This window comes from Blautia sp. aa_0143, assembly GCF_004167315.1.
Lineage (GTDB): Bacteria > Bacillota > Clostridia > Lachnospirales > Lachnospiraceae > Blautia_A > Blautia_A fusiformis.
Genome location: NZ_RCXU01000008.1, coordinates 23,737 through 42,419, shown reverse-complemented (window position 1 = coordinate 42,419; position 18,683 = coordinate 23,737). Strand labels below are relative to the sequence as shown.

General features: G+C 46.7%; 19 protein-coding genes and 1 riboswitch. Of the genes, 7 read left to right on the top strand and 12 right to left on the bottom strand.

Going from position 1 to position 18,683, the window contains the following annotated elements:
• Positions 1-50: 50 nt before the first annotated feature.
• The 6 genes from prfA to EAI83_RS17485 all read right to left on the bottom strand — a co-directional run bounded on the left by prfA (position 51) and on the right by EAI83_RS17485 (position 6,161).
• Positions 51-1,127: a peptide chain release factor 1 gene (gene prfA / locus EAI83_RS05320; RefSeq protein ID WP_015526148.1), complete on the bottom strand. Its 1,077-nt coding sequence runs from the start codon at positions 1,125-1,127 to the stop codon at positions 51-53.
• Complete coding sequence (prmC, locus tag EAI83_RS05315; protein ID WP_022426857.1) at positions 1,120-2,007, bottom strand: peptide chain release factor N(5)-glutamine methyltransferase; 888 nt, start codon at positions 2,005-2,007, stop codon at positions 1,120-1,122. The genes prfA and prmC overlap by 8 nt, the downstream gene beginning before the upstream one ends.
• Positions 1,994-2,992 (bottom strand): DUF1385 domain-containing protein, encoded by a 999-nt coding sequence (locus EAI83_RS05310; protein WP_129974728.1) that lies wholly within the window; start codon positions 2,990-2,992, stop codon positions 1,994-1,996. Before EAI83_RS05310 ends, prmC begins: the two co-directional genes overlap by 14 nt.
• Positions 2,993-3,084: 92 nt before the next feature.
• Entirely contained in the window at positions 3,085-3,288 is a 204-nt protein-coding gene (rpmE, locus tag EAI83_RS05305) for a 50S ribosomal protein L31 (RefSeq protein ID WP_015526151.1), read from the bottom strand.
• A gap of 105 nt (positions 3,289-3,393) precedes the next feature.
• Positions 3,394-4,914: a transcription termination factor Rho gene (gene rho, locus EAI83_RS05300; RefSeq protein ID WP_129974727.1), complete on the bottom strand. Its 1,521-nt coding sequence runs from the start codon at positions 4,912-4,914 to the stop codon at positions 3,394-3,396.
• Between the two features lie 251 nt (positions 4,915-5,165).
• Positions 5,166-6,161 (bottom strand): anthrax toxin lethal factor-related metalloendopeptidase, encoded by a 996-nt coding sequence (locus EAI83_RS17485; RefSeq protein ID WP_227588573.1) that lies wholly within the window; start codon positions 6,159-6,161, stop codon positions 5,166-5,168.
• Positions 6,162-6,321: 160 nt separating this feature from the next.
• Positions 6,322-6,409, bottom strand: a riboswitch (cyclic di-GMP riboswitch).
• Between the two features lie 129 nt (positions 6,410-6,538).
• Between EAI83_RS17485 and EAI83_RS05285 the strand changes: the two genes are divergently transcribed.
• Genes EAI83_RS05285 through EAI83_RS05255 form a run of 7 tightly spaced genes read left to right on the top strand, consistent with a single transcriptional unit; the run spans position 6,539 to position 11,378 of the window.
• A complete protein-coding gene (locus EAI83_RS05285) occupies positions 6,539-7,456 on the top strand; it encodes a transglutaminase-like domain-containing protein (RefSeq protein ID WP_192926469.1) in 918 nt (305 codons plus the stop codon).
• Positions 7,457-7,477: 21 nt separating this feature from the next.
• Positions 7,478-8,521: a type II secretion system F family protein gene (locus EAI83_RS05280; RefSeq protein ID WP_129974726.1), complete on the top strand. Its 1,044-nt coding sequence runs from the start codon at positions 7,478-7,480 to the stop codon at positions 8,519-8,521.
• A gap of 12 nt (positions 8,522-8,533) precedes the next feature.
• Entirely contained in the window at positions 8,534-8,890 is a 357-nt protein-coding gene (locus EAI83_RS05275) for a hypothetical protein (protein ID WP_022426852.1), read from the top strand.
• The gene (locus tag EAI83_RS05270) at positions 8,887-9,381 is read left to right on the top strand and encodes a DUF4860 domain-containing protein (RefSeq protein ID WP_022426851.1); all 495 of its coding nucleotides are present in this window, start codon (positions 8,887-8,889) and stop codon (positions 9,379-9,381) included. The genes EAI83_RS05275 and EAI83_RS05270 overlap by 4 nt, the downstream gene beginning before the upstream one ends.
• The gene (locus EAI83_RS05265) at positions 9,378-9,830 is read left to right on the top strand and encodes a hypothetical protein (RefSeq protein WP_129974725.1); all 453 of its coding nucleotides are present in this window, start codon (positions 9,378-9,380) and stop codon (positions 9,828-9,830) included. The genes EAI83_RS05270 and EAI83_RS05265 overlap by 4 nt, the downstream gene beginning before the upstream one ends.
• Positions 9,827-10,312, top strand: coding sequence for a hypothetical protein (locus EAI83_RS05260; protein WP_118608157.1), 486 nt, complete (start codon positions 9,827-9,829; stop codon positions 10,310-10,312). The genes EAI83_RS05265 and EAI83_RS05260 overlap by 4 nt, the downstream gene beginning before the upstream one ends.
• A 4-nt stretch (positions 10,313-10,316) precedes the next feature.
• A complete protein-coding gene (locus tag EAI83_RS05255; protein WP_118608158.1) occupies positions 10,317-11,378 on the top strand; it encodes a type IV pilus twitching motility protein PilT in 1,062 nt (353 codons plus the stop codon).
• 171 nt (positions 11,379-11,549) lie between these two features.
• On the opposite strand, the gene EAI83_RS05250 is transcribed toward EAI83_RS05255, so the two are convergent.
• From EAI83_RS05250 to EAI83_RS05225, 6 genes are all read right to left on the bottom strand, one after another.
• Positions 11,550-12,050: a COG2426 family protein gene (locus EAI83_RS05250; RefSeq protein ID WP_021652100.1), complete on the bottom strand. Its 501-nt coding sequence runs from the start codon at positions 12,048-12,050 to the stop codon at positions 11,550-11,552.
• A 16-nt stretch (positions 12,051-12,066) separates the two neighbouring features.
• Complete coding sequence (gene hisC / locus EAI83_RS05245) at positions 12,067-13,125, bottom strand: histidinol-phosphate transaminase (RefSeq protein ID WP_129974724.1); 1,059 nt, start codon at positions 13,123-13,125, stop codon at positions 12,067-12,069.
• 178 nt (positions 13,126-13,303) lie between these two features.
• Complete coding sequence (locus tag EAI83_RS05240; protein WP_015526165.1) at positions 13,304-14,479, bottom strand: NAD(P)-dependent malic enzyme; 1,176 nt, start codon at positions 14,477-14,479, stop codon at positions 13,304-13,306.
• Between the two features lie 56 nt (positions 14,480-14,535).
• Complete coding sequence (locus tag EAI83_RS05235) at positions 14,536-15,666, bottom strand: Ldh family oxidoreductase (protein WP_022426846.1); 1,131 nt, start codon at positions 15,664-15,666, stop codon at positions 14,536-14,538.
• Positions 15,667-16,068: 402 nt separating this feature from the next.
• Entirely contained in the window at positions 16,069-16,803 is a 735-nt protein-coding gene (locus EAI83_RS05230) for a FadR/GntR family transcriptional regulator (RefSeq protein WP_015526167.1), read from the bottom strand.
• A 252-nt stretch (positions 16,804-17,055) separates the two neighbouring features.
• Complete coding sequence (locus tag EAI83_RS05225; RefSeq protein WP_129974723.1) at positions 17,056-18,645, bottom strand: ATP-binding protein; 1,590 nt, start codon at positions 18,643-18,645, stop codon at positions 17,056-17,058.
• Between the last annotated feature and the right edge of the window lie 38 nt (positions 18,646-18,683).

Here is an 18,683-nt window from a genome sequence, read left to right as displayed (position 1 = left end):
TTCCTCCTGATTTATTATAATTTTTTGAACTCTGTAGCTGTAATCAGCGCTTACTCCTGTTCATTCAGCTTTGTCAGCTTTACTGCCTGGTCTGCTGCGATCAGACTGTCAATAATCTCATCTAGGTCTCCGTTAAGGATATTTTCCAGACGGTGAAGGGTAAGCTTGATCCTGTGGTCTGTTACACGTCCCTGAGGGAAGTTGTAGGTACGGATCTTCTCGGAGCGGTCACCTGTACCGATCTGGCTTCTCCTTGCCTCTGCCTCAGCGTCATGCTGCTTGGCAAGCTCCATCTCATACAGACGGGAACGGAGCACACGGAGTGCTTTATCCTTATTCTTAAGCTGAGACTTCTCATCCTGGCAGGAAATCACGATTCCTGTAGGGATATGAGTAAGACGTACTGCGGAGTCTGTGGTGTTGACACACTGACCACCGTTTCCGGATGCACGGAACACATCGAATTTACACTCATTGAGATCCAGATGGAAATCAATTTCTTCCGCCTCCGGCATGATCGCTACCGTACAGGTAGAGGTATGGATCCTTCCGCCGGACTCTGTCTCCGGTACTCGCTGTACACGGTGAACACCGCTTTCGTATTTCAGTCTGGAATATGCACCCTCACCCTTGATCATGAAGGTAACCTCCTTAAAGCCGCCGATGCCGTTCTCATTGAGGCTGAGCATCTCGGTTTTCCAGCGGCGGGACTCCGCGTATTTTACATACATACGATAAATCTCTGCTGCAAAAAGTGCTGCCTCATCACCGCCTGCACCTCCACGGATCTCAACGATAACGTTCTTGCTGTCGTTAGGGTCCTTCGGAAGAAGAAGGATCTTCAGCTCATGCTCCAGCTCCTCCACTCTCTTTTTTGCATCGGAAAGCTCTTCCTTCAGCATTTCACGCATCTCTTCGTCCTTCTCGCTCTCCAGCATGGAAAGACTGTCCTCGATGGTTTCCTTATTTTTCTTATATTCTTTATATGCGTCAACGATTGGCTGCAGGTCGCTCTGCTCCTTCATCAGCTTCTGAAAATGTGCCGGATCGTCGGTTACTCCCGGTTCTCCCAGCTCATTGAGAAGCTCTTCAAAACGTACCAGCAGATCATCCAGTTTATCAAACATGTATTTCCTCCTGTTTCTGTCCAAGCACCACACGGTCAAGGCCCGGCAGATCCTTTACGATCTGAACCCCGGTAAACCCGGCTGCTTTCATCATTGTACTGACTGCCTCACCCTGGGTGCAGCCGATTTCATACAGAAGCCATCCGCCTGGTTTCAGGTACCTTCCGGCCTCTGCTGTGATCTTTCTGTAAAAATAAAGCCCGTCTTCCATTCCGTCAAGGGCCTTCCTCGGATCATGAAGGCGGACTTCTTCCATCAGTGTTTCAATTTCTTCTGTTGCGATATAAGGCGGGTTTGAAATAAGGATATCATATTTCCCACTATCTTTTCCACCTTTTTCACAAAAATACGGTGCCGAGAACAGGTCGCTTTCCACAAAATCCGCCCGGTTCTCCACCTTTAGAATACCTGCATTCTTTTTTGCCACTTCCAGTGCTTCCGGTGAAACATCCACACCGGTCCCACAGGCATCCTGCCGTTCCAGAAGAAGGCTGAGCAGGATGCAGCCGGAGCCGGTACACATATCCAGGATCTCCGGTTTTTCCACATCCCCAAGGTGTTTCAATGCCTCTTCCACCAGAGTCTCCGTATCCTGTCTAGGAATCAGCACGTTTTCGTTTACATAAAACTCATAGCCCATAAAAAAAGCCTGATGAGTCAGCTGCTGTACAGGAATATGTCCTGCCCGCCTGTCGATCAGCGTAAGATACTCTGCTGCGGTCTCATCAGACACCGGTTCATCTCCATGCGCAAAATAATATGCCCGATTCTTTCCGGTCTTAAATTCCAGAAGGAGCCAGGCATCCAGCCCGGCTTCTTCCAATCCGTTATCTTTCAGTATTGTTGTACCTTTTTTCAGAAGGGACTCAAGAGTCTGCATTTTCTGTCTCCTCTGTCTCATATGGGATGTCCAGGTCAAATTCCTCTTTCAGATAAGCTCTCCAATCAAAAACAGCCTCAACTGCTTTAATGGCTACCTCTGCCATATCTGCAGCAGGCTCCTTTGTGGTGAATTTCTGCATGGCAAGACCTGGTTTACTCATAATGTCCGCAAATTTACTGTCTGTTCTTCCTGCCCACTGGATGATCTCAAAGGAAATCCCCGCAACTACCGGTACCATGAGAAGTCTTCCCAGCAGTCTCACCCAGTAAAACGGCACCGCCACAAACACAAAGTGCAGCACAATACTTACCAGCATGACCAGAAACAGAAAGCTTGTTCCACAGCGCTTATGAAACCTGGAGCTCTTTAACACATTCTCTACCGTCAGAGGCAGACCATGCTCCACACAGTTGATACATTTGTGCTCCGCGCCGTGATACATAAATGTCCTCTGGATATCCTTCATTCTGGAGATCAGGAACATATATCCCATAAACAGTGCCAGCTTCACAAAGGCTTCCACTATGGTGACCAGAAATTCCGAAGCACCTACCCCTCGGATCAGACTAGCCAGTACATACGGAAGAAACATAAAAGCAGCCACAGAAACCACCATGGAGATAGCTACCGTAATGTAAAGAAGCCACTTGAACTGCTTATCCTCTTTGGCTTTCTTTGCAGAACGCTCTTCTTCTGTAAGCTGCTCATTCTTCCTGGCTGTTTCCTCATCTTCCTCGTCTCCTGCGATCTCCGCAGAATACATCAGGCATTTCGTGCCTACCACAAGAGAATCCACAAAGCTTACCACACCACGGATGATCGGTTTCTTCAGAAATGCGTGATTTCCGAAGATACATTTATAATCCTCTACCTTCAGCTCGATCTCCTGGTCCGGGCGGCGCACTGCGATAGAATATTTGTCCTTGTGGCGCATCATGATGCCTTCCATGACCGCCTGTCCGCCGATATTCGATGATCTCATTCATTCTCTCCTGTGCAAATTAAAAATTTTTCAGTTAAAGAAAGGTTGAGATTTCCCAACCTCAACCTTCTCATTTCCTGTATTCGCAATAATTACTTATTCAGGCCGTATTTCTTGTTGAACTTATCGATACGTCCACGAGCCTGTGTAGCCTTCTGCTGTCCTGTGTAGAACGGATGGCATTTGGAACAGATCTCAACATGGATGTCCTCTTTAGTAGAACCTGTTACGAAAGTGTTTCCGCAGTTGCAGGTTACAGTTGCCTGATAGTAGTTCGGATGGATTCCTTCTCTCATGATTTTCACCTCTCTATATATTTAATATTATTCGTATTCAATTGACGAATTCCATTTTAAACAGCTTGCTAAGTATAACATAGCTTTCCGTAAAATGCAAGGACTTTATAAAAATTTCTGTTTCTTTACAGTCTGTACCAGTTCTGCATTGTTCCTGGTTCTGGCAAAGGTATTCAGGATCTGTTCTACTGCCTCATCCGCTTTCATTCCGTTGAGAGCTTTTCGCATAATATAAACCGCTTCCTGTTCATCCTTGCTGAGAAGCAGATCCTCTCTTCTGGTTCCGGATTTCTGGATATCAATGGCCGGGAATACCCGTTTCTCCTGTAATTTACGATCCAGGACAAGCTCCATATTACCGGTTCCCTTGAACTCCTCATAAATAACATCGTCCATCTTGCTTCCGGTATCCACAAGTGCGGTTGCCAGAATCGTCAGGCTTCCGCCCTCGCGCATATTACGGGCTGCGCCAAAAAACCTCTTGGGCATATGGAGAGCCGCCGGGTCAAGACCACCGGATAAGGTTCTTCCGCTTGGCGGGATGATCAGATTATAGGCTCTGGCAAGTCGTGTGATCGAATCCAGAAGAATGATCACATCCTGTTTATGCTCTACAAGACGGCGCGCACGCTCCACAACCATCTCGGAAACTCTCTTATGATGTTCCGGAAGCTCATCAAATGTAGAATAGATCACTTCCACATTCGGTCCCTGGATCGCCTCTCTGATATCGGTAACCTCCTCAGGACGCTCATCGATCAGAAGAATGATCAGATGCATATCTCTGTTATTCCTGAGGATAGACTTGGCAACATCTTTCAGAAGGGTTGTCTTACCTGCCTTTGGCGGAGATACGATCATTCCTCGCTGACCCTTTCCGATAGGGCTGATCAGATCCACGATACGCATGGCTGTTGTACCGCCTGCACGCTCCATGACAAGTCTCTCATTCGGAAAGATCGGTGTCATATCTTCAAAATTGTACCGTCTCTGTCCCTCACTCGGATGGAATCCGTTAATGGAAGATACGTAGAGAAGGGCACTGAACTTCTCTCCCTGGGTCTTGATGCGGATATTTCCCTGGATGATATCACCTGTCTTTAAATTAAAGCGGCGGATCTGGGAAGGAGACACATAAATGTCGTTCTCACCCGGCATATAATTCTCACATCGGATAAAACCATATCCATCCGGAAGGACCTCCAGGATCCCGTTAGCCTTTTCACCACTGTCCAGCTGGGTGGATTCTGACGGAACATTCCCGTTCTCCCTTGTAGCTTCCCGGTTATATTCACGGTTGTGCTCTCTGCGGATATTTGTGTTTCTGTGTTCCTGCTCATTCTTATCACTACGATATTCCTTCCGCTGCTCCTGAAGTCCTTCCCCTGCCGGACGGGTACGATATTCTGTTTTTTCCGAATCATAGCTTTTTTCTTTTACAGTATTTTCTGCCGGTGTACTTTTGTGTACTTCTTCGGGATTTCCTCTGTCGGACTCTTTGACGTCCTCCTCCAGCATCCGCTCGATCAGTGCCGGTTTTCTCAGAGTAGAAATTCCCTTCATCCCTCTCGCCTTTGCCAGATCCTTCAGCACCGCCAGAGATAATGATTCATACTTTTCTCTCATATTAAATCCTCTATTCTTAAATCTGATAAATTATATATTTGTTGTTTATGGAATCAGATACAACCTGACATGGCTGCACTTTTTTTGAATGAAAGCATGTTTTCAGCTTATGTTTCATTATACACACCTTATAGAGTCTATTGCAAGAAATATTTATCGACATTTTTTTTATACTTTTCTCACAAAAAAGAAAAAAATCTGCCCGGGAGATCTCTTCCCGGACAGATCCAACATTCCTGTATGCTTCTTTTTTAGCTCCAGAACGGTCCGTATATATCCATGACCCTCTGGATACGTTCATCGGTAATTTTATTCAGAGCCGCCACGATCGCTGCATACGTTTTTGGTCTCTGTCTCTTAAGTGTTGACGGACTTGTTACATACTCAAGCACTGATTCTGCAAAATATTCTGAACTGTTCTGCGTTGCATAGCTTCTGTTAATACCTGTAAATTTGGATTTTTCGCTGTTATAAACTGCGGCAAAATCACTTGTTCTGTCTACGTTTCCCGCAACAAAAGCAAGGAAATGTCCCAGCTCATGGTAGATTGTCTCATTCTCAAAACGAAGGATGATGCTTCTTGAATGTGCGTTAAAGCAGCCTCCGTAGTTAACAGACGGATCGATCGTTACAGTAAATCCAAGCTTCTTGTAGGCTTTGAGCACCCTGCTGTCCATCTTCGGTGCAATGGAAGCAATATTGCTTACTGAATATTTGCTGTCCATGCTGATGCTTTCTACTTTTTTTGTGGAAGCTGCATTCGCTTTGCCGGCAGTAGCTGAAGCCGCCATGACTGTTGTGGTCGTCTGAATGGTTGTAGTTACTTTCCGTGTCTGAACGGCTGTTTTTGATTTCTTTGTGTATTTCTGTGTTGTTGCAGTCTTAACTGTCTTTAATGTTTTTACGGTTGTATTTCTGTTTGTTTTCTTTGTGGTCGTACTCTTCTTATTGGTAGTCGGAAGCTTCTTGGTATAAGTCTTGGTCGCCGCTTTTTTCAGCTTAACTTTTTTTCTGGTTGTCTTGGTATTTGAAGTCGTTTTGGTAGTCACCTTCGGTTTTGAAGCAAGTGGAGTGTCGTCCTCTGTGATGGTAGTCTCCACTACCGGATCTGTAAAATTCGGAAATTCCGGAACCTGTGACGACTGCCAGACATTAAAGCCACCTGCCAGTACAATAACAGCTGCAAGGCATCCTGCTAAAGCTTTTTTCCTGCCTGTAAAAATTTTACGGATATCTGTTCTTTTCATATCATTCACACCTTTCTGAAAGCCGACGTTTCAGTTTCCAACCTAAACCGGATTTTAGGCATCAAAAAAGCCGCTTATTCTAACGAAATAAACGGCCGCATTAACACACAGATTCTTGTTCATAGATGTTATCTGAATACGTCATTAAATCGGAATTTAATGCGGCAACCGGCTGTCATAGTCATCCTTCGGACCTTAGACCCATGGCTTTGCGTCCCTGTCTTTCAACAGGTTTGCCTTTATATATAGAGTATATGTTTTTTTCCCTGAAATGTCAACATTTTCCACTGCATTTTGAGCCCTACTCCTGTCTTTTTTTCACGGAATCTGCTATACTGTTCAAAAAGAAAGCATGATATAACAGGAGAACGGAAACAATGTCAAAATTTTTACCAGTCCGTCTCTTTTTTGTATGGCTGCTTTTCGGAATCCTGCTGGCAGGCTGTGGAAATTCTCCTTCCTCCGATGAAGAACCTCCGGTATATTCTCCGGCCAGAGTCCTCACCCCGGAGGCCCCCGGCAAAAAAACACTGGGCAATTCCCCTCTGATCCTGGATATTTCCAATCAGGATCAGGGATATCTGACTGCAGAATCCGATTCCGATGATTCCCGCATGAACATTCAGCTTACCGCTCCCTCCGGTGTGGTCTATTCCTATTTTCTGGAACCTGATGAACAGACGGTACTTCCTTTTTCCGAAGGCTCCGGTGAGTATCTCATCACCTGCTATCAGCAGATTGATGGAAACCAGTATGCCGCCCTTTACACGGAAACGCTCACAATAAAGCTTCAGAATGAATTTCTTCCGTTTCTGTATCCAAACCAGTACGTGGACTTTTCTTCCAAAAGTGAAGCCTGCAAACTGGCAGCCTCTCTTGTCAAAGAAGACATGACCGATATCGACATCCTGAAAACCTTCTATACATATGTTACCAGTCATATTTCCTACGATTATGACAAAGCTGATTTTGTCGAAGCCGGTTATCTTCCTGATGTAGATGATACTTTAAGCACCGGCACGGGGATCTGTTTTGATTACGCTGCACTGACTACTGCAATGCTCCGCAGCCAGGACATTCCCTGCAAGCTTCAGATTGGCTATTCCGGTGATGTAAAGCATGCATGGATCGATGTTTATATCCGTGGCAGAGGCTGGGTGACAAAGGCAGTATCTTTTGACGGCGACACCTGGAAGCTGATGGATCCCACCTTTGACGCCAACAGTGATGGTGATGAAGCGATCCAGGAATATATCGGTGATGAAAGCAATTATACGGTACAGTTCACACGCTGACCCACTAAAGGAGACCTTATTATGAAAAACAAACTGACAGCCCGGGAATTATCCAGTTTCTGCGGGCAGATGGGAATGCTTCTGCATTCCGGCATATCCACAGCTGAAGGACTTCACATCCTCTGTGACGAAAGCAAGACCGATGCAGACCGGCAGATCCTCACACCCCTGATCCGTTCCGTGGAAGAAAACGGTTCTCTTTCCCGGGCTCTTGACGAATCCGGGATCTTTCCCACATCCATGACCGCCTATGTCCGGACCGGTGAGGAAACCGGCTGCCTGGATGAGATCATGGAAAGTCTCAGTTCCCACTATGAACAGGATGAAGAAATCTCAGGACAGATACGGTCTGCAGTCACTTACCCGCTGCTCATGCTTGGCATGATGGCTGTTGTGATCCTGGTCCTTCTGATAAAAGTCCTGCCGGTATTTCAACAGGTATTTAACCAGATGGGAATGGAAATGAACGGGGTTTCCCGGGGACTTCTGAATGCAGGCAACGTGATCAGCCGGTATTCCTCTGTTTTTCTGATCCTCGCCGCAGCCCTCATTGGCTGCATCCTGTTTTTCAGTCTTACGGAAAAAGGTCACAGCCTGCTGCGAAAAATGGCCATCCATCTCCCGTTTTTCCGTGAGATCCCGGTTGCCATGGATTACAGTCGTCTGGCCCAGGGCCTTTCCCTGGGGCTTCGGAGCGGACTTTCCCCGGAAACCAGCCTGGAGCTTACAAAGGATCTGATCTCACAGCCGGTGATACTCGAAAGACTCCGGAAGGCTTCCTCTATCCTGGATAGCGGAGAAACTTTTTCCAAGGCTCTTACAGAATCCAGTCTGTTCGGCGGCATGGAAGGCCGTCTCATCACGATATCCTTCTATTCCGGTTCCAGTGACGAAACCTTCCGCAGGCTTTCCCGGCAGTACACCGAAAGATCCATAGATCTGATCTCACAGGCAGTCTCCATTGTGGAGCCTACCATCGTGATCCTGCTGTCTCTTCTTGTGGGGCTGGTCCTTTTATCCGTCATGATGCCGCTTCTGGGGATCCTCTCAGATTTTGCAATGTAAGGTGGTGACCGCATGGAACTTTTCGAAAGCCGCAGAACAAAATTTCTCAGAGCATTTTTTCTTCTCTTTCCGGCGCTGCTTCTGGTTTTATCCTGCACCTTGTTTGTGGCAGGTGTCAGCAGCACCTCCGATCAGGCCGTACACAAAGAACAGGATGCTCTGGAACAGGCACTGAAAAACGGTGCCATCCGCACCTATGCCCTCACAGGCACATATCCCGAAAGCCTGTCCCAGCTTCTCTTGGATTATCATATCACTTATGACAAAACCAAATTCGTAGTAGAGTATGTTCCTAACGGTTCCAATCTCCTGCCGTCTATCAGCGTGATCGCTCTGTCCGGCAGTGCGAAAGGAGGGAATGCCTCATGAATCACCGGAAGAACACCGGACATTCCGTTTCTTCTCTTTTTTCGCTTCTTCTTTTCGGTGTTTTTGTTTTGTTCCTTATACTGATGCTGCTATTTTCCGCCCGGATTTACCAGCAGACTGTGAAACAGACTGACTCCGATTCCGAGCTTGGAACCGCAGCAACTTATCTGACTACCAAATTCCGGCAGCATGACCGCGGCGATGAGATCTTTTCCGGTTCCCTGGATGATATTCCTGCCCTTTGTTTCCGGGACGATATCAAAGGAAAAGAATATATCACGTATATTTACCTGAAGAATGACAGTCTGATGGAGCTTTTCACTGCAAAAGGCTCTCAGGCCAGTTCCGATGCAGGAACCGTCATCTCACAGCTTTCCGATTTCCGGTTTTCGGAAATGGAAAATGGTTTTTACCACTTTTCCCTGGAAAGTACCACGGGAGTCTGCTCGGAATTCCTGCTTCATCGCACTGGCAAAAAGGAGGCATCATGAAAGAATCAAGACATAATTCCGGTACCAGCCTTTTTCTGATGGAAATGATCCTTGCCCTTTTGTTTCTGTCACTTTCCTCAGCTGCCTGCATCCAGATCTTCGCGGCAGCACGGAAAAACCGGCTCCAGGCAGAACAGTGGAACCAGATCCAGGCTCTCACAACCTCCGTGGGCGAGATACTGGAAGGCACTGACGGAACCGATGAACAGTTCCTCTCCCTGCTTCCGGGGAGTATCAAAAAGAACACCAACCTGATCTGGTATTATGACCGTAACTGGCAGAGCTGCTCTTCTGGAGAAGCCGCCTGTGAAATGATCCTGGAAACAGATATTTCTTCTTCAGAAAAATCCGGCGAGCTTTCTTTCCGGCAGCTTTCCAACGGCAGTGAGCTTTACCGGATCACCCTGCGTTTTCCTGTTGATGACTACAGAAGGGAGGCTGTACATTGAAACAGAAGCATACGTTTTTTGTAACTGTCGGCATTCCTTCCCTGTTTCTTATCTTCTCTGTGCTGTGTCTCTGTGTACTTGCTCTGCTTACTCTTGGAAGCTCCAGATCCAGTCTTAACACAGCCAGACATTCTATGGAACAGACCGAAAATTATTACACCGGCTGCGCAAGCGCCACGGAAACCGTTTCAGAAATCCGTGATGATCTGGAGCAATACAGGGAAAAAGCTTCCGATGAAACCAGATATTTTTCCATGATACAAAAGCTTGCGGACACAAGGAACGATCTCAGCTGGGATTCCCACAGCCACACCCTTTCCTTCTCCGTTGGAATTTCCGAGACACAACAGCTTTCTGTAGTGCTTGAGATTTTTTACCCGCAGGAAAAAAGCTCTTCCGCTTATCAGATCCTGCAATGGAACACAGAGCTTACCGGATCCTGGCAACCTGACAACCACCAGAATGTATTTAAAGGAGAATAAACCTATGGATACCCCTATTCCTGAATTTTTAGCAGAAGCTGCCAACCGGCGTGTCTCTGATATCTTTATCATCGCAGGCCGCCCCCTGGCAGAAAAGATCGACGGTCATCTTTTAGACCGTGGTGACAGGCTGATGCCTGATCAGACAGAAAATTTACTCCGCACCATTTACGGCCTTGCGGAAAACCGCGATATATCCCGTCTTATGGAAACCGGTGATGATGACTTTTCTTTTTCCATTCCCGGTGTTTCCAGATTTCGTGTCAATGCCTACAAGCAGCGTGGTTCCCTGGCTGCCGTGATCCGCGTGATCGCCTTCCGGCTGCCGGATCCTGCAGAGCTTTCCATTCCGGAGGATGTGATGAATATCTCCGACTATACCCGTGGCATGGTCCTTGTTACCGGTTCTGCCGGAAGCGGTAAATCCACCACTATGGCCTGCCTGATCGACCGGATCAACCATACCCGGGAAGGCCACATCATCACTCTGGAGGATCCTCTGGAATATCTCCACCGCCATGATCGCTGTATCGTCAGCCAGCGCGAGATCTGTACCGACACCGAAAGCTATCTGACTTCTCTTCGTGCCACACTACGCCAGAGCCCGGATGTGATCCTTCTTGGAGAGATGCGTGATCATGAAACCATCCAGACTGCCATGACCGCTGCGGAAACCGGTCATCTTGTCCTTTCCAGCCTGCATACTTTGGGAGCAGCCAACACCATCGAACGCATCATGGACGTGTTTGAGCCATCTCAGCAGCATCAGATTGCCCTCCAGCTTTCCATGGTCCTTCAGGCTGTAATCTCCCAGCAGCTGATCCCGGATGTGGACGGACGCAACATTCCTGTTTTCGAGATCATGCGCCTGACTCCTGCCATCCGCAATATGATCCGCGACAATAAAGTACACCAGATCGAAGGCGTGATCTCCACATCCGGTCAGGAGCAGATGCGTTCTATGGACCAGAGCCTTCTGGAATTATATAAAAAAGGCCGTATCACCAGGGATACAGCTCTGAAATACGCTTTAAACGCGGACATGCTGAAGCGCAGACTTATGTAAGGATCTTCTCGGTATACCTCTGCCTGATATGTAAAAACACATAAAAAATCCCTTACCGATCTCTGATATGTTTCCGAAATACAGAACACATATCATTTTACAGATCCGGTAAGGGATTTCTTTATTTTCAATCCGATTTCGATCAAAAAGACATTCCTTCTCTGCGATCGATCAATGCACTACATTTCCTACAATTCCATAAGAAACAATATACATAATGACACTTGCCATAAAAAGTCCGCACAGGATCGCAATGGAGGATTTTTTGATATCCACCTCAAGAAGAGAGGCGATCAGTGCACCTGTCCAGGCTCCTGTGCCCGGAAGAGGGATTCCCACAAACAGCAAAAGTCCAAGAAATTCATATCTCTTGATCTGGTCACTCTTTCCCATAGCTCTGTTTTCCAGCTTTGTGATCAGACCTCTGAACGTCTTTGTTTTTTTCATCCATTTAAAGATCTGCCGGATAAAAAGCAGGATAAACGGAATCGGAATAATATTTCCCACGATACAGATCGGCAGTGCCTTCGCAGCCGATATCTTCAGCAAAGAAGCTGCCAGAAGGCCGCCGCGAAGCTCCAGTATCGGGATCATAGAAATGATGAACACAGCTCCCTCGGGAGAGATAAACTGTGCAAGGTGGTGTGAAAACCATTGTACCAGTACTTCCATAGTACCTCCTTAACTGTTATTTCTGCAGATATTCCGTCAGGAATTCTACCAGCTTTTTCATCTCCTCATCGGTACCGATGGTGATACGGAGATGATTGTCGATCCTGTCCTTCGGGAAATATCTTACATAGATATGTTTCTCTCTCAGTGCTGCGAAAAGCTCTTTGGCCGGACAGCTCTCATGTGTGGCAAAGATAAAGTTGGATCTGGAATCCTGAAAGGAAAATCCAAGCTTCCTGAGCTCTGCCTTTGTCCACTCTCTTGTTGTAATGATCTTATGGCAGCATTCCTCAAAATATGCCTTATCCTCCATAGATGCCACACCAGCTGCGATGGTAGTACGATCCATGGTATAGGAGTTAAAGGAATATTTCACATCATTGAGATATTTGATCAGCTCCGGATTTCCGAAGGCATATCCGATACGCATTCCTGCCAGGGATCTGGACTTGGAGAAGGTCTGCACAACAAGCAGATTATCATATTTTTCGATCAGCGGCAGTGCGGATGCTGCTCCGAAATCCACGTACGCCTCATCTACGATCACGATACTCTCCGGATTCTTTGCCACGATCTCCTCGATCTCGGAAAGAGGCATTTCCACGCCGGTCGGTGCATTGGGGTTAGGGAATACGATTCCGCCGTTTTCACGGAAATAATCTTCCTTACGGATATGGAACTCCTCATCTAATGCCGGGCGCTCATATGGGATCCTTAAAAGATCTGCCCATACATCATAGAAAGAATAAGTGATGTCCGGGAACAGGATCGGTTTCTCTGAATTAAAAAATGTGAGAAAGCACATAGCCAGTACGTCATCGGAACCAACGCCTGTAAATACCTGCTCATCCTTCAGGCCGTAGAACGCGGCAATACTGTGTACCAGGTCTCCTGCTGTCGGATCCGGATAAAGTCTCAGGGTATCGGCATTAAGGGCCTTCAGCGCCTTCTCCACACCCGGAGCCGGTGAATATGGATTCTCGTTTGTATTCAGTTTGATCATGCCGCTCTCATTTGGCTGCTCGCCAGGAGTATACGGCACTACTTTTCGTATATTAGCTTCCCATGGTTTCATGCTGTGCTTAACCTCCTATCATATTCTTTTGCTATTGTACTCACTGAGAGGACATTTGTCAAAGGGTAATACCACCTGCCTGGAAACAAAAAGACACCCGTACCGGGTTACAGAGTACGGGTGTCTGATATATTCTTCTTAATGAAGGGCTGTTTTGGTTCGTATCAGGCGCTTAAGATCAGATACGTGCTACGCCTGTTGCTTTTGCTGCCTCTGCTACTGCTTTTGCGACAGCCGGTCCGACTCTCTTGTCGAATGCCTTCGGAATGATATACTCCGGAGAAAGCTCCTCATCTGTGATCAGATCTGCAAGCGCCTTGGAAGCTGCGATCTTCATCTCATCGTTGATATCACTTGCTCTTACATCAAATGCACCACGGAAGATTCCAGGGAATGCAAGAACGTTGTTGATCTGGTTCGGGAAGTCACTTCTTCCTGTGGAGATAACCTTTGCTCCGCCTGCTTTTGCGTCATCCGGGAAAATCTCCGGTGTCGGGTTTGCGCATGCGAAGATGATGGCATCTTTGTTCATGGTCTTAACCATCTCTGTTGTAACTGCTCCAGGAGCGGAAACACCGATAAATACATCCGCGCCAACCAGCATCTCTGCAAGAGATCCCTGTTTCTTCTGAAGGTTTGTGAGCTTGCTCATCTCTTCCTTAACCGGGTTCATTCCTTCTGTACGTCCCTCATAGATGGCACCCTTTCTATCGCAGAGTGTAACATCCTTGAAGCCTGCTTTCAGAAGAAGTCTGCAGATAGAGATAGCAGCTGCACCTGCACCGTTCATAACGATACGAACATCCTCTTTCTTCTTTCCGACAACCTTCAGAGCGTTTGTCAGGCCTGCAAGTGTGATAACTGCAGTTCCGTGCTGATCATCGTGGAAGATCGGAATATCACATTTCTCTTTCAGTTTTTTCTCGATCTCAAAGCATCTCGGAGCGGAGATGTCCTCAAGGTTAACACCACCGAAGGATCCGGAGATCATGTAAATAGTATTTACGATCTCGTCTACATCATGGCTCTTAATGCAAAGCGGGAATGCGTCTACATCGCCGAATGCTTTGAAAAGTACACATTTACCTTCCATTACAGGCATACCGGCTTCCGGTCCGATGTCACCAAGACCAAGAACTGCGGAACCGTCTGTTACAACAAGACACATATTCCATCTTCTTGTAAGCTCGTAGGATTTATTGATATCTTTCTGGATCTCAAGGCAAGGCTGAGCTACACCTGGTGTATATGCAAGAGAAAGGTCGTCTTTATTCTCAACCGGCACTCTTGTAACAACCTCGATCTTACCTTTCCAATCTCCGTGCAGTCTTAATGACTCTTTTGCATAATCCATTTTCTTTTCCTCCTTGGATAATTATGATATATTTCATTTCAAAAGGATTACCTGAATTAATAATTACCATTGAAGAATCTACTGTCCTTCGGAAGCTCATAGCCTTCAAAATAAGCGCCAAAATCAAGCTTCAGATAACTGCAGAGATCAGCAAGCTCTACCATGGTATTGTCGTTGACCGGAATGCCATTCTCTTTTCTGTCTTTTTCAGCAGCTACCTCTTTCTCGCCGTGTGTATAGATCCTTTCCTGACCGTCTGCCTTCGGACTCTCCCGAAGTGCCTCAAGATATTCTGAAAAATGCTTGCGGATCGCATCCGGATCTCCGAATGCCGCCGGGTTGATCGCCATAAATCCATGGCAGATACCGGTCTTGTCCGGGAATGTACAGCATTTGTCGGAGGTAACGCCCATGGAAAGAATAGAGCTGAACAGCTCACAGAGCATTCCATAGCCATATCCCTTATGGCTTCCGCTGACTTCCTCGTTTCCACCAAGAGGCATGATTCCGCCGCCCTTCTTGGCTACGATGTTTGCAAGTACATCCGGTGCATTATTGCTGGCATGACCGTTTTTGTCAAGTGCCCAGCCATCCGGAAGAGGCTTGCCCATCTTATTATACATTTCCAGTTTACCTCTGGTTACAACTGTTGTGGAACAGTCAAAGAAAAACGGATACGGGTCTGCAGGCATAGCGACTGCGATCGGGTTGGAGCCCAGCATAGCCTTTCTTCCAAAAGTCGGTACCATGATCGCCTCGGAGTTGGTACATGCCATTCCAAGAAGGCCTTCATGGCAGGCCATATTCGCATAATATCCTGCAATACCGAAATGGTTGGAATTTCGTACACTTACGATTCCCACACCAGTTGTCTTTGCCTTCTCAATTGCCTTTTCCATGGCAAAATGGCTGATCAGCTGGCCCATTCCGTTATGTCCGTCTATCACGGCAGAAATCGGTGTTTCAAAAACAACTTCCGGTTTCGCCTGGGGATGAATAGTCCCCTTCTCGATTCCTTTATGGTAACGAACCATCCTCTGCATTCCGTGGCTCTCGATCCCATACAGATCAGCAGTCAGAAGAACATCTTTAATGATGCTTCCTTCTTCCTCAGAAAAGCCAAACGCTTTAAAAACGTCTCCGCAGAAATGGTTCAGTGTGTCATAACTCCATTTTACATATCCCATAATCGCAAGTCCTTTCTCTTGATATTTCCGGCAGGTTACCGCCCACGCTGTGGCCTGCTGCATATTTTATATGATACTGCAGGGGTACAGTAACCTTCATCCTGTGCTGTCTCGTCTTACGCTGTCCTACCTCATGCTGCTTCAACTTATGCTGTCTCATCTCATGCTGTCTCAACTTATGCTGTCTCGTCTCATGCTGTCTCAACTTATGCTGTCTCGTCTCATGCTGTCTCGTCTCATGCTGTCTCGTCATGAAGCCTTCAGGATGCTGCCATTATATCAAACTTTTTTGGTATTACCAATACAGTCCCTATTATAGCACGCGGTCTTACCAAAATCAATAGTGGTCTTACCAAATTAACGGGATTTTTACTGAAATTTTATTTAATTTTTTCAGGTGGATCAGCGATGAAATACAAGGCTGTTCTCCCCCTGCTGCTGCGCAATCTCCAGTATATATTTCTCAATGGTTTCCATATGTTCGCGCATCAGCTTCTCCGCCTGGTTCCGGTCTCCGGAAATAATGGCTTCCACCAGCCTTCTGTGCTGCTCATCCACCTCCAGAGCGGAATTATGTTTCTGCATAATATAGGCTCGGGTACCGGAAATGATCTCCTCTGTCAGCTGCGCTGCCGCATCCAGAACATTATAGATCATAGGATTCCCTGCGATCCTGCCAATCTTCGTATGAAGCTTCTTATCAAGACCTGCACGGGCTTTCTCGTCCTCTGAGCTCTCCAGCTGTGCCAGGATGGAACGCAGATCTAATGCATCCTTCTCCGTACAATTCCCGGCTGCAAGAAGTGCAGCCTCCTGCTCCAGCGCAGAACGAAGTTCCTGTACCTGCTGTACATGACTGTTATTCAGCTGAAAAAGAAGGGCCAGTGGTGCAGAAAGCCACTGATCCATATTCTCGGTAATATAGTTGGCTCCGCCGCGGACCGTTGTGACAATTCCCATCAGCTCCAGTGCCCGCAGGACTTCACGGACAGCAGGTCTGGAAACTCCCAGTGATTCTGCCATAACACGTTCCGCAGGTAAAGTGTCCCCCGGCTTCAGTTCTCCCCGCCGGATATTTTCTATGATCTGCGCTAATATTCCGTCAAATGCTCGTTCTTCTGTAATCTTTGTAAACATGTCGTCCGTTTCGGCCGCCTTCCTTTATTATTGTGTTGCCTTCCTTTACATAAAAATCCCGGAATATAGACAAGTGGATATTTACCATCCGCAGTCGCCATACAGCTCTGCATCAAATAGTCACTCTGCAGCCATTCAGTCAGTCTGTGCAATTTGACTATTTGTTTACTCTATTTTCCGGACTTTTATAGTAAATATAATACGATAATTCCCCAATTTAATCAATAGTAAATAATAAATTGGTAAGACATATTATTTTATTCCATTATTGAGAATGTTTTCTACTTCCTCCATCTGGCCCAGAAGCATTTTCTGGCGGTCGTCAAAAAGAAGACCTTTATTATGCCTGTAATACTGGTCAGAACCGTTCTCCCGAATGAACCAGAGACTATAATAGTTGGCATTCAGTTCTGTGATAAATGCCACCATTTCCTGGCTGTCCCCAAAAGCAGCTTCCATGAAGTCGAAGACGTTCTGAAGAGTAAGAGATATTTCGTCGGTTCGGTTTTCGTAGGCTTCGGTTTCGGATTCGAAGAGGACTTTCACAAACTCATAGTTCCTGTTTGACGATGGATCTTCCGATTTTGCTGCAGCACTTCTGCCTCCTGCCGGGCCTGAATCGGATCCGGTTTTATCTGATCCGATTAATTCCGATCCGGTTATTTTCAATCCGGACGCATTTTCAAAGAATGACACAACACGTTTCTGTATACGCTCCTGCTGTTTTGTAAGAAGCTCACTCTTTTTGTCCTTTTCAAGATCCGCCTCTGCTTTTTCCAGGAGATTTTTTGCTGTGAGGCTGTCCTGAGCTTCTCTGAAGTACACCATATAATCATACAGTTTCGTGAGGTAGGCATCGGTAAGATAGCATTCTGTAAAAAGCTCGCTGAGCTTTCCGTTGAGAAGGCTTACAATGCTCAAATGCTCGTCCAGAGAGGCTGTGCGGATCTTACCCAGAGTAATGGGATCCCACTTTCCTTTCAGGATGTCCTCCACTTTATAGTCCGTTCTGTACTTATAATAAAGAGCCAGATAGCCTGCAAAATCCTTCGCGATCATCCTGTGCTGAATGTACTGACTGACCACCTCACGGTCTACGGTTTTTCCAAGGATCTCATAAACCTGGATCAGACGGGAAAGATCCTCCCAGCCTCTGGCTGTGGCAAAGATCTTTCCGTCTACGGTATTCTCCACCCTGTAGAAATTTTTTCTGCGAAGCTCCAGATAGGAGATCACCGCCGGATGAATTCCCTGCTGATAGGCGTATTCCTTCCACACATCAAAGTCTGCCTCCACATCGATCTTCTTGATACGGTCCAGAGTGACCACATCGAATTCCCGGACGGATTTGTTATATTCTGGCGGGTTGCCTGCTGTGACGATTACCCAGCCTTCCGGCACCTTCTGGTTTCCGAAGGTTTTTCCCTGAAGGAACTGCAGCATCATCGGCGCTAGTGTTTCAGATACGCAGTTGATCTCATCAATGAACAGGATGCCTTCTTTCAGACCTGTTTTTTCCATTTTGTCGTAAACGGACGAAATGATCTCACTCATGGTATATTCCGTGACAGAAAATTCTTCCTCACCATAATTCTTTTTTACAATAAAAGGAAGTCCCACAGCACTCTGCCTGGTGTGGTGGGTAATGGTATAGGAAACAAGAGCAATCCCGCATTCCCTTGCTATCTGTTCCATAATCTGTGTCTTTCCGATTCCCGGAGGGCCCATAAGAAGGATCGGTCTCTGTCGGATCGCCGGGATCCGGTACTCACCGAATTCGTCCTTTGAAAGATATGCTTCTATGGAATCTCTGATCTCCTGCTTTGCTCGTTTTATGTTCATGGTATTCTCCTTTTCACGGCATATAAAAAACTGCCTGC